At 67.5% G+C, this 10,149-nt stretch carries 12 protein-coding genes; 6 read left to right on the top strand and 6 right to left on the bottom strand.

The features are described from left to right. On the top strand, nt 1–250 hold a 250-nt coding region (locus AC1DK9_RS13550; protein WP_476916238.1), incomplete at its 5' end, for an HNH endonuclease signature motif containing protein. A 157-nt stretch (nt 251–407) separates the two neighbouring features. Further along, nucleotides 408–878, top strand: coding sequence for an N-acetyltransferase family protein (locus tag AC1DK9_RS13545; RefSeq protein WP_476916237.1), 471 nt, complete (start codon nt 408–410; stop codon nt 876–878). Nucleotides 879–912: 34 nt separating this feature from the next. Here the strand turns inward: AC1DK9_RS13545 and AC1DK9_RS13540 are convergent, their stop codons facing one another. Continuing rightward, a complete protein-coding gene (locus tag AC1DK9_RS13540) occupies nt 913–1,545 on the bottom strand; it encodes a class I SAM-dependent methyltransferase (RefSeq protein ID WP_476916236.1) in 633 nt (210 codons plus the stop codon). A gap of 48 nt (nt 1,546–1,593) precedes the next feature. Then, the gene (locus AC1DK9_RS13535) at nt 1,594–2,379 is read right to left on the bottom strand and encodes a GNAT family N-acetyltransferase (RefSeq protein WP_476916235.1); all 786 of its coding nucleotides are present in this window, start codon (nt 2,377–2,379) and stop codon (nt 1,594–1,596) included. Nucleotides 2,380–2,516: 137 nt separating this feature from the next. On the opposite strand from AC1DK9_RS13535, the gene AC1DK9_RS13530 reads away from it, so the two are divergent. Beyond that, complete coding sequence (locus AC1DK9_RS13530; RefSeq protein WP_476916234.1) at nt 2,517–3,191, top strand: class I SAM-dependent DNA methyltransferase; 675 nt, start codon at nt 2,517–2,519, stop codon at nt 3,189–3,191. Here the strand turns inward: AC1DK9_RS13530 and AC1DK9_RS13525 are convergent. Next, nucleotides 3,188–3,700 carry a GNAT family N-acetyltransferase gene (locus tag AC1DK9_RS13525; RefSeq protein WP_476916233.1) on the bottom strand — a complete coding sequence of 171 codons (513 nt, stop codon included), beginning with the start codon at nt 3,698–3,700 and terminating at the stop codon, nt 3,188–3,190. The two genes, AC1DK9_RS13530 and AC1DK9_RS13525, sit on opposite strands and share 4 nt — an antisense overlap. A gap of 114 nt (nt 3,701–3,814) precedes the next feature. On the opposite strand from AC1DK9_RS13525, the gene AC1DK9_RS13520 reads away from it, so the two are divergent. Next, nucleotides 3,815–5,170, top strand: coding sequence for a uracil-xanthine permease family protein (locus AC1DK9_RS13520; RefSeq protein ID WP_476916232.1), 1,356 nt, complete (start codon nt 3,815–3,817; stop codon nt 5,168–5,170). A 94-nt stretch (nt 5,171–5,264) separates the two neighbouring features. Here the strand turns inward: AC1DK9_RS13520 and AC1DK9_RS13515 are convergent, their stop codons facing one another. Further along, entirely contained in the window at nt 5,265–5,795 is a 531-nt protein-coding gene (locus AC1DK9_RS13515; RefSeq protein WP_476916231.1) for a hypothetical protein, read from the bottom strand. Between the two features lie 219 nt (nt 5,796–6,014). Between AC1DK9_RS13515 and AC1DK9_RS13510 the strand changes: the two genes are divergently transcribed. Together AC1DK9_RS13510 and AC1DK9_RS13505 are read left to right on the top strand one after the other, a co-directional pair. Further along, nucleotides 6,015–6,506 carry a DUF6328 family protein gene (locus tag AC1DK9_RS13510; protein ID WP_476916230.1) on the top strand — a complete coding sequence of 164 codons (492 nt, stop codon included), beginning with the start codon at nt 6,015–6,017 and terminating at the stop codon, nt 6,504–6,506. Nucleotides 6,507–6,509: 3 nt separating this feature from the next. After that, complete coding sequence (locus AC1DK9_RS13505) at nt 6,510–7,220, top strand: DUF6766 family protein (protein WP_476916229.1); 711 nt, start codon at nt 6,510–6,512, stop codon at nt 7,218–7,220. A 7-nt stretch (nt 7,221–7,227) separates the two neighbouring features. Here AC1DK9_RS13505 and AC1DK9_RS13500 read toward each other — a convergent pair whose 3' ends face one another. Both AC1DK9_RS13500 and AC1DK9_RS13495 read right to left on the bottom strand, forming a co-directional pair. Then, nucleotides 7,228–8,802 carry an MFS transporter gene (locus AC1DK9_RS13500; RefSeq protein WP_476916228.1) on the bottom strand — a complete coding sequence of 525 codons (1,575 nt, stop codon included), beginning with the start codon at nt 8,800–8,802 and terminating at the stop codon, nt 7,228–7,230. A gap of 147 nt (nt 8,803–8,949) precedes the next feature. Beyond that, nucleotides 8,950–10,074 carry a glycerate kinase gene (locus AC1DK9_RS13495; protein ID WP_476916227.1) on the bottom strand — a complete coding sequence of 375 codons (1,125 nt, stop codon included), beginning with the start codon at nt 10,072–10,074 and terminating at the stop codon, nt 8,950–8,952. Nucleotides 10,075–10,149 lie beyond the last annotated feature (75 nt).

Raw genomic sequence — 10,149 nt, 5'->3', positions numbered from 1 at the left:
CGACCAAGGCTGCACCTTCCCCGGCTGCACCATCCCCGCCCCCTGGTGCGAAGCCCACCACATCACCTACTGGTCCAAAGGCGGCACCACATCCGCAGACAATGGAACACTCCTGTGCTCCCACCATCACCACCTGACCCACAAAGAACAATGGACCATCCAACCCCGCAACGGCATCCCCTGGTTCATCCCGCCACCCCACCTCGACCCCACCCAAACACCACGAAGAAACCACTACTTCAGATCATGAGCGGCGCCGCTCACCGGACGAATCACGAAGTCGAGGCCGCGCGGCACTTGAACCGACACGGACCCCCTACGCCGACACGTGGAGTACAACGGCAGCCGCGAATGAAAGTCTGGGCAGTAAAGGACCGAAGCAACACACGGGAGGGAGGGACCGGTACATGCCGTTTGCGGAGCTCGTCGTGCGGCCGGCCACACCCGAGGACGCGGCCGAGGTGCGGCGGTTGTCCATCGCGTTCACATCAAGCGCCCAGAACCTACCGCAGCAGGACTTCGACGGTCGGTTCGCTAGCCGGGTCTCCGACGCTGCTTGGTGCGTCGCCGTGGCCCAGGCCGGCAGCCGCCTGATCGGCTATGGCGTAGCCCAGGACTTCGGACCGGGCCTACGCACCACGTTCACCACTGGCCGCGTACATGACCTGTACGTGGAGCCGGAGGCGCGCGGAAAGGGCGCCGGCAGGGCGCTCATGGATCATCTCTTCGGCTGGGCGAAGGCCCGCCCGCAGCCCATGATTCTCGACTGGCAGGCCAGCCCGTCAGCGGTCGCGTTCTACGAGTCCCTCGGCTTTGAGCCTGATCGTGTCGGCGACTATTCGACTTATCCCGGCTTCACCCTCGACCTGCGCAAATAAGACACAGCCCGGCGCAGCCACCGGCCGGCAAAGGTCAGCTGCCGAGGACGAACACCCCGTCCGGGGCGCCGTCGGCGCGGCGTTGGCCGGCGTTCAAATAGACACTCACTGACCACGGTAAATCCTCGCTGAAGGAGCCCAGGTGCCAGTCGGAGAAGCGATGGGCCAGGGTGAGAGCCGAGCCGCTTGCCGCCAAATCTTGCTGCGCAGGTCCCCCGCGGGCCGCCGTGGAAGTGCCGACGACGAGGCAGCCCCTGGGTTTCAGAATGGAGGGGAGCCGCTCAAAGATCCCCGCCAGCTCGTCATCCGTGAGAAAGGCCGGGACGTTTCCTGAAATGAGTACGGCGTCGTAGTCGGCAGGCAGTCCCTGACCGGCCAGCCCAGCGGCAGAAACGTCGCCGGCGCCGATGCTCCGGAACCATGCTGGGTCGAACCGTTCGCGGGCGACCGCCAGAACGGCCGCACTGGGATCGACGCCGTACGCCAAGTGGCCACGGTCTCGAAGGGCACCGACCGCGGATCCGATGCCGCAGCCAAGGTCCAGGATGTGGGCCCGTCTCGGGCACAGCATGTCGACGAAGCGTGCGTCGACTTCCAGGTCACAACCGGCCGCAGCCAGGCCGCGCATCTTGGCGGCGTACGTAGCGTAGTCCGGTCCCTGATTCACGGGTTCAGTCTGCCACGGCGTGCGCCGCGCAGGTGGTCAGCGCCCGGCTTAGCGCCGCCAGCGATACGGCGTCGTCGTGGACACCCGGACTAGGCCGTAGCGCTCCAAAATCGGGCGTGAATACTCGGTCGAGTCGCTGTGGATGAGGGTCTTGCCCAGCGACAGCGCCGCCCGCGCGCGGACTGCCGTCAGCGCCCGGTAAATCCCCCGGCCCCGCCAATTCTCCCGGGTGGCCCCGCCCCAGATGCCGGCGAAGTCCGTGTCCGGCACCGGTTCGAGCCGGCCGGCGCTGACGATCTCCCCCTGATGTTCGGCGACCCACAGCTCCATCCCGTCATCGCGCGCCATCCGGCGCAGGATTGCTTCGGCGTTGCCGTCGGATGCCGGGCTGCCAAAGACTTCGTCCTGCATGACGCTCATGGCGCGGATGTCCGCCTCGTCCGTCACGCGCCGCAGGCTCACCCCGGGCGGCAGGTCCACGTCGACGTCGAGCGCGCTGGCGGCCCCGATCATGACCGACTCGGTCTCATCGGCCTCAAACCCATTCTCGAGCAACGCCCCATGCAGCCCGGGCGCCTGGTCGTGGCCCCGGGTTTTCCATTCGACCCGAACAATCTGCGGATCCGCGCGGTAGAACGCCAACGTATCAGCCACCCACCGCGCGATCGCCGCTGCATCGGCCCCGGCGAGGTCCTGATAGGTCACGAAGCCGCGGCCGCCAGCGAAAGTCACCAGCCGCAGCGGGCCCAGCCGCTCGACGGAGACCGCGCTGGGGGTCTCCGCATCTGTCCGGAGCTGTTGGTCGTAGGCCGCAAGGAGTGTCGAAGTGTCCATCGGACCCCACGGTACCGCGAGGGCCCAGGAATCCGGCTGCACGAGGTGAGCTGAGGAATCGCTGGTCGAATGCAGAAACACCCGCCTCGTCGAACTGGGACTGTGACGCCCGTCGGCGCCGTGGGTACGCTCAGGCAATGGGAAACTCCGAGGACCTGGCCCGGCTCAGCTCCGCCTACGACACGGTGGCCGAGTCGTATTCGGCAGCCCTTCCGGACACCCGCTTTGAAGCCCCTCTCGATATGGCGATGATCGAGGCGTTCTGCGCGCGACTGCACCCGACCCCCGATCGCAAAGTGATCGACGCCGGGTGCGGGACCGGACGAATGAGCATCCATCTGGCCGAAGCCGGGCTGGACGTCACCGGCGTGGACCTCTCGCCGGGGATGGTCCAGGTGGCCCGGCGTCGCCATCCCGGGCTCGCCTTCGAAGTGGGCGCGCTGACCAGGCTCCCGGCGGCGGAGGCTGCCGCGGACGGCATCATCGCCTGGTACTCGATCATCCACTCTTCCCCGTCGGAGCTTCTGGAGATCGCCTGTGAATTCCGTCGGGCGCTCCGCCCCGGCGGCTTCGCACTTGTCGCCTTCCAGGTGGGCAGCGGCCAACGCACGATCCGCCGCGCGTACGGGCACGACGTCGACCTCCGGGCGGAACTGCACTCTCCCGACGACGTTGCCGGCTGTTTTGCGGAGCAGGGATTCGTTCCGGAAGCGGAACTGGTCCGGGCTGCGCGGGCCGGCGAAAAGCACCCGCAGGCCATGCTGCTGGTGCGCAAACCGCCTGCGGCCGCCGGAGCGCCGTCGGCCCCCTAGTCCCTCTCCGCGGCCTGTCCGACGCGGATCCAGTACCGCCACACCTTGCCGGCCCCGGAGTTGCCGGCACTCTCGCGCACCCCGCCCTGGCGCTCGATCGTTGCCGCTGAGGCGACATTGCCGGCCGCGCAGACCAGCAACACCCGTTCCATCGCGAGCCGACGCGCCGCATCGATCATCTGCCCAAGGGCCCAGGCTCCCAGGCCGCGCCCGCGCGCGGACGGCCGGATGCCGAAGCCGATGTGCCCGGCCCAGTCCACGCTTTCGTTACCCGCATGCCGCAGCGCGATCCCGCCGAGCACCTGTTCCCCGTCGATGACCCACAGGTAGGTGCACAGCGCCGAGTCTCCCGCCAGCCGCTCCAGCCACGCCCTAAAACCGGCGGCGGAGTCGACGTCGTCCTCCGGCGCCAGCCCTAAGCCATCCTCGTGGAGGCCGGGTCCCCACTCGGCATGCGCTTCGAGCCAGGCGGCATAGAGACGTTCTGTCGGAGCAATCAGGGCGGGCATTCCGCAACTCTATCGATGCCGTCCCGGCACCGGAGCCTCCCGGCCGGCGCGGTAAAGTGGCACCCGGAAGATTCCTTCCCGGTCCCGCCACACATTCTTGAAAGGCTCGCTGCAATGAGCATGCTCGGCACCAAATGGAAGATCCACGGAAACGGCAAGTCCATCCGCCCCGGCGAGGTCGTCAGGCCGGATGAACGCCTCGCGTGGCCACTGACCATCGGCGTGGGCATGCAGCACGTTGTCGCCATGTTCGGCGCCACCTTCCTGGTGCCAATCATCACGGGCATGCCGCCGGCCACCACGCTGTTCTTCTCCGGCATTGGCACCCTGCTGTTCCTGGTCATCACGCAGGGCCGGGTACCCAGCTACCTGGGCTCCTCCTTCGCTTTCATCGCCCCGATCATGGCCTCGCAACAGCAGTTCGGTATTCCCGGCGCGCTGGGCGGCGTGGTGCTGGCCGGCGTCGGACTGGCCATCATCGGCGCCATCGTGCAGAAGTTCGGCGCGGGTTGGATCAACCGGCTCATGCCGCCTATCGTCACGGGCGCCATCGTGGGCCTGATCGGCCTGAACCTGGCTCCCGCGGCCAAGAACAACTTCGACGCCGCCCCCATCACCGCCCTGGTCACCCTCGTTGTGATCATCGTGGTCAGCGTCTTCTTCCGCGGCATCCTGGGCCGTCTCAGCATCCTGGTCGGCGTCGTGGTGGGCTACCTCGTCGCGATGATCCGCGGCGAGATCAACTTCGCCAAGGTCGACGCCGCCGCCTGGATCGGGCTGCCCCACTTCCAGACCCCCGAATTCCACCTCGGCGTCGTGGGCCTGTTCGTCCCGGTGGTGCTGGTGCTGGTGGCGGAGAACATCGGCCACGTGAAGTCTGTCTCCGCCATGACCGGCCAGAACCTCGACGGCGTGTCGGGACGCGCGCTGATGGCCGACGGCGCCGCGACTGTCCTCGCCGGCCTGGGCGGCGGATCCGGCACCACGACCTACGCCGAAAACATTGGCGTCATGGCCGCAACGAAGGTCTATTCGACGGCGGCGTACTGGGTGGCGGGCATCTTCGCCGTCGTGTTGAGCTTCTCGCCGAAGTTCGGCGAACTGATCGCAACTGTCCCGGCGGGCGTGCTCGGCGGCGCAGCCACCATGCTCTACGGCATGATCGGTGTCCTGGGCGTGAAGATCTGGGTACAGAACAAGGTCAACTTCTCCAACCCGATCAACCTCACCACCGCCGCCGTGGCCCTGATCGTGGGCATCGCTGACTACACCTGGACCATCGGCGACCTCAAGTTCACCGGCATCGCGCTGGGCTCCGCGGCCGCCCTGGTGATCTACCACGGCATGAAGGCCATCGCGAAGGCCCGCGGCACCGTGGCTGAACCGGAGACCGAGGACGCCGCCCCGGTCGCGGCCGTCAAGGCTGCCGTCAATGCCGCCGCGAAGCGCTCCCCGAAGAAGCGCCGCTAAGCGCCGGCAGCCACACAGCCCGCCGCACCAAAAAGGCCGGCGCCTTCCCACCTTGCGGTGGCAGGGCGCCGGCCTTTGGCGTGTCCGCGGCGGCTTAGCCGGCGTCGAACGATTCCTTGTCTTCGCGCTCACGGTCCTTCGGTGACTGCTCTTCCGGCAGGTCCGTGCCGCTGCCGTCCGGAATCCCGGCGGCGTCCTGGCCGGACTCCGAGGAGAAGGGCCGGCCCGGCTCAGCTTCCTCGGTGTTGGCTTCGTCCATCTCCGCGTCCGAGGAGGGGACCGCGCCGCCGGCCTGGGCGGCCGCTTCGTTGCCCTGCTCGAATCCGGCTTCGCTGCTTTCGTTTTCCGCGTTCAACTGTTCCTCCGTTCCTCCGAAGCCTCCTGCTCCGGGCTCTCCCGCACTGTCCTGGTCTTCGGCACCGAACTGGCTTAGGTCCGGCGTACCTGTAGGGTAGCTCTCACCGTCCGGGCTGTCCTGGTTGAGACCCGCGGCATCAAAGGCTTCTTCATCGCGGGGCTGTGCGAACGACTTTGCGTCCCCGCCGGGCAGTTCCTGCTCCGCGGTAGGGGTGCCGTAGCCGCCCGCTTCCTCTTCGATGGGGCGTCCTTGCTGGTCCTGAGTCATGTCGTTCCTCCTGCTTTCTGGCATTCGGCCGGTCGAATCTGGATGATCGGGTCTGGAGTCCAGCCGCGCCCGGGAGCGTGGCCTTCCCTTGATTTCCACCGTACCCGAAAAATCCTCAGTAAGCTTAGTAACGAGACGATTTTGTGTGGTTTCGGGCAGGCTGACCGTGCCCTTCCTGAGACTCAGGCAGGGCAGGGTGGAACTCGAAAGGAAGCGACTATGCCAAACGCCGAGGAAACCCGGAAGGACAGCCGGGATGAAAGTTTCGACGAGAAGATGGACCGCAACTGGGCCGAACTGCTGCAGGAGCTGCGGGTCCTCCAGACCGGCGTCCAGATCCTGGCCGGCTTCCTGCTGACACTGCCGTTCCAGTCCCGTTTCGAGACGCTGGACGGCTTCCAGTTGGCGCTCTACCTCGTAAACGTCGTCCTGGCGGCCCTCACCACGGCCCTCATCCTGCTGCCGGTGAGCGCGCACCGGCGGCTCTTCCGCAAGGGGCTCAAGGAGATTCTCGTGGCGAGCGCGGACCGGATCGCGAAAGTGGCCCTGGCCGGCGTCGCCCTCCTGAGTGTGGGCACCTCTGCGCTGGTTTTTGACGTCACGGCCGGACGGACCGCCGGACTTACCGCGGGCGGCGCGCTGCTGGCCGTACTGTTGGTCCTGCTCGTGCTGATTCCCAACAGGCTCCGGCGCCGGGCCGGACGGGAATAGGACATGACTGAAACCGCACCTCACAAAATCCACCCAGAGTCGGGAGCGAAAATGCGCAAGTGGGCCAAGGAACACGGACTGCTGCTGGCAAACATTGGACTTTTCGTTGTCTTCTTCGGCGGCATGGTCATCAGCGGGGCCGCGGACTACAGCGAGGACCAGCTCGCCCACGGCCAGTCCGCCGTCGGAATCCTCGAGTACTTGGGTACCGGCGCGTTCCTGGAGGCGACATTCGAGAACTGGGAATCCGAGTTCCTCCAGATGGGCATGTACGTCATCCTGACGGTGTTCCTCTTCCAAAAGGGCTCCTCGGAATCCAAGCCAATGGGCAAGAAAGCTCCGCAGGACGAGGATCCGCGGCAGGCTGCGCTCAAGCCGGCGGCACCGTGGCCGGTGCGCCGCGGCGGGTGGGTGCTGAAGCTCTACGAACACTCCCTCTCGATCATGTTCCTGCTGCTGTTCCTGATGTCAGTCGCGCTTCACGCGGTCGGCGGCAGCGAGGAGTACAGCCAGGAGCAGCAGGCCCACGGCCAGCCGCCGGTCAGCGTGCTGGGCTACTTCGCGACCAGCCGCTTTTGGTTCGAGTCCTTCCAGAATTGGCAGAGCGAGTTCCTTGCCGTCGCCGTGCTGGTGGGCGCGTCGGTGTACCTGCGGGAGAAAGGCTCCCCCGAGTCGAAGCCGGTGGCCGAACCGCACTACGAAACCGGCGCCTAGGCGGGGGCTACCCTGCGGGGGTGTCCCTGCGCTCGGGTGTTCCGTCCCGCAGCCCGGGGTCCCGCGACCCGGGCTCCCCTCCCCGCACCTCCTCGGCCTCGGCCGGCTCGTAGGTGTGGTCGAACGGCATCTCGTTGAGGTTCAGGTTCTCGTTCGATTCCTGCCCGGCCACGAGTTCGTGTGCTTCCTCGATGGTGTCAACGCTCGGCATCGATCCCATCAATGGCTTGCCCGCCGTCTCCTTGATGAAGTAAACCGCCACGGCCCCCACGGCCGAGGTGGCCATCAGGTAGTAGGCCGGCATCATCTCGTTGCCCGACGCCGCTATTAGGGACGCGATGATGAACGGCGCCGTGCCACCGAAGATGGCCACGGCAAAGTTGTAGGCGATGCCCATCGCCCCGTAGCGGCTGGCGGTCGGGAAGAGCGCCGGCAGCGTCGAGGCCAGGTTCGCCACGTAGAAGGTCAGCGGGAAGGCGATCAGCGCCAGGCCCAGCAACGTGGACCAGATGGCCCCGATGCCGATCAGGAGGAAGGCCGGGGCGGCCAGCACCACGGTGCCCAGGGACCCGATCCAGAGCACCGGCCGGCGTCCGATCCGGTCCGAGAGCTTGCCGGTCAGCGGAATCGCGGCGGACATCAGGACCAGGATCGGGATGGTCAGCAGCGTGCCGTGGAGTTCGTCATAGCCCTTGTTCGAGGTCAGGTAGGTGGGCATGTACGACGTCAGCGCGTAGCCGACCGTGTTGGCCGCCGCCACCAGGATCATCGCGAGCAGGATGCCGCGCCAGTGCGAGGCGAAGATGGCAACCGGGCCCTTGGTTTCCGCGGCTTCCCCGGCCGGGCCGCCTGCCCCCTGCGCATCGAGGCTGGCCTGGAATGCCGGGGACTCCTCGATCTTCATCCGGAAATAGATGGCAATCAGGCCCAGTGGTCCCGCAATCAGGAACGGGACCCGCCAGCCCCACGCCTCCATCACGTCGCCGCCCAGCGTCACCTGCAGCAGCGTGACCAAGGCGGCGCCGATGGCGAAGCCCATGTAGCTGCCGAGGTCCAGGAAGCTGGCAAAGTAGCCGCGCCGGGCATCGGGGGCGTGTTCGCTGACGAAGGTGGTGGCGCCGGCGTATTCGCCTCCGGTCGAGAAGCCCTGGATGAGCTTGGTGGCGACGAGCAGCACGGCCGCCCAGATCCCGAGTGCGGCGTAGCCGGGCAGCAACCCCACCACGAAGGTGGAGGCCGCCATAATGATGAGCGTCATGGCCAGGACCCGCTGGCGGCCGATCTTGTCGCCCAGCCAGCCGAAAAAGACCCCGCCGAGCGGCCGGGCGATGAAGGTGGCTCCGAAGGTACCGAGCAGGAACAGGTTCTGCACCGTTTTGTCCGCTTCCGGAAGGAAGACCGGACCCATGGTGGTGATCAAGTAGCCGAACACGCCGACGTCGTACCATTCCATGGTGTTCCCGACGATGGTGCCGCCGAGGGCCTTACGCATCACGCGCCGGTCAACGACGTTGATGTGTTCGACCTCCAGCCGGCGTTCCTGGAGCTTGGGCCGGCGGGGGCTGTTGCGCTTCATGGACATTTCGGTCTCCTGTGCTGGGCCACGGTTTGCCCGTGGCCCAGATGGAGAGTCACGGCCCCCAACTGGGGCCATTTTATCGGCGCAGGCGTGCCCGAAACCAGAGTTAATCCATCACAAGCGCGCAACTCCGCGCGGCCGCCTAGGCGCCTAGGCGCCTTCCAGCACCTGGCTCGTGGCCCAGGCCAGATACTTTGCCGCATTGGAGATGGCCTCGGCCGGGCTCGGAGCCACGTCCAGCAATTGTGCGGCCGCGACCACCCCGTGGCGCTCCAGGTCTTCGGGGGTGACGAGGATCCGGCCGGCGACCACGATCACGGGGATGCCGCGGCCGCGGGCGGCGTCCGCCAGCGCAATCGGCGCTTTGCCGGTCAGCGACTGTGAATCCAGCGAGCCCTCGCCCGTGATCACCAGGTCCGCATCCGCGAGCTTCCCGGCGAGCCCGGTCAACCCGGCCACGAGTTCAAATCCACCCTCGAGAGAAGCGTTGCTCAGGGCCAGGAACGACGCCGGGAAGCCGCCGGCGGCGCCCGCGCCCGGGACGTTGACGTCGCGGCCGGTGGTCTGCCGCAGCACCGAGGCCCAGTTGCGCAGCCCGGCGTCGAGCACCTCGACGGCCTCTTCGTCGGCGCCCTTCTGGGGCCCAAAGACGTACGCTGCGCCTTCCGGCCCGTAGAGCGGGTTCTGCACGTCCACGGCAATCCTGAACGTCACGGCCGCCAGCCGCGGATCCAGCCCGCTGAGGTCCACGGCGGCAACGTCGCCGAGCGAGCCGCCGCCGAGCGGCACCACGTTGCCGGCCGCGTCCACCGGCTTGACGCCAAGGGCACGCAGGGCGCCGCTGCCGCCGTCGCTCATGGCCGAGCCGCCCACGCCAAGCACGATTTCAGTGGCGCCCGCATCCAACGCGGCCGCTATCAACTGCCCGCACCCGTAGCTGTGGGCCCGGAGGGCGTTGGCCGGCGTCGGTTCCATGTGCGCGAGCCCGGATGCCTGCGCCGTCTCGATGACAGCGGTTGCGCCGCCGAAGGCGTCCCGGCGGATCGCCCAGGCCGCACCGATGGGCGCAAGGATCGGTCCGACGACGGCATTCAGGCGTTCCTCGTAGCCGGCGGCAACGGCTGCCTCCAAGGTGCCCTCACCGCCGTCGGCCACCGGGAACTGGATGGCCTCCGCCTCGGGGTAGACGCGCAGGGCGCCCTCGGCAATGGCGGCGGCGGCCTCGGCGGCGGTCAGGGAGCCCTTGAACTTGTCCGGGGCGATCAGGATACGCATAGCTCCATCCTGCCAGCCGGCGCCGACAATTCCTTTCCGAGACAAGGCAGGGAGCGCGGGAGTAACGTGGGCACT

The sequence above is a fragment of the Arthrobacter sp. 01T414 genome (assembly GCF_056398965.1).
Note: the sequence above shows the minus strand (reverse complement) of the source record. Positions and strands in the feature narration are given on the sequence as shown.